Origin of the sequence: Acinetobacter sp. 826659 (genome assembly GCF_000588515.1) — a bacterium.
In the GTDB taxonomy this organism is placed as follows: Bacteria; Pseudomonadota; Gammaproteobacteria; order Pseudomonadales; family Moraxellaceae; genus Acinetobacter; species Acinetobacter pittii.
In genome coordinates, this window is record NZ_JFYD01000037.1 from 1 (window position 1) to 476 (window position 476).

Annotated in this window: 1 protein-coding gene; it reads left to right on the forward strand. The window is 48.7% G+C overall.

What is annotated here, in order from left to right; all coding sequences use genetic code 11:
* On the forward strand, positions 1–476 hold a 476-nt coding region (locus J663_RS19390; protein ID WP_228132964.1), incomplete at both ends, for an Ig-like domain-containing protein.

The following is a 476-nucleotide window of genomic DNA, read 5'->3' on the forward strand; positions in this document are numbered from 1 at the left end:
TATCGTTAACTGATGAAGTGACGAATGATGCAACGCCGGACTTGTCAGGTAGCATCAATGATCCAAATGCAACGATTGTAGTGACTGTGGATGGTATTGATTATCCGGCAGTGAACAATGGCGATGGCACCTGGACTTTACCGAACGATATCTTACCAACTCTGTCAGAAGGCGCACACAGTGTGACTGTGACAGCAACAGACTTGGCAGGTAATACAGGTACGGATACAGGTGTTGTGACAATTGATACCATTGCCCCAAATGCACCGGACATTGATCCAGTGAATGCGGTAGATCCGATTACAGGTACAGCAGAACCAGATTCAACCGTGACTGTGACGTATCCTGATGGCACGACTGCAACTGTAGTTGCAGGCACAGACGGCACATGGTCAGTACCAAACCCAGGTAACCTGGTAGATGGCGACACAATTTCGGCAACAGCCACTGACCCTGCAGGCAATACTTCATTGCCA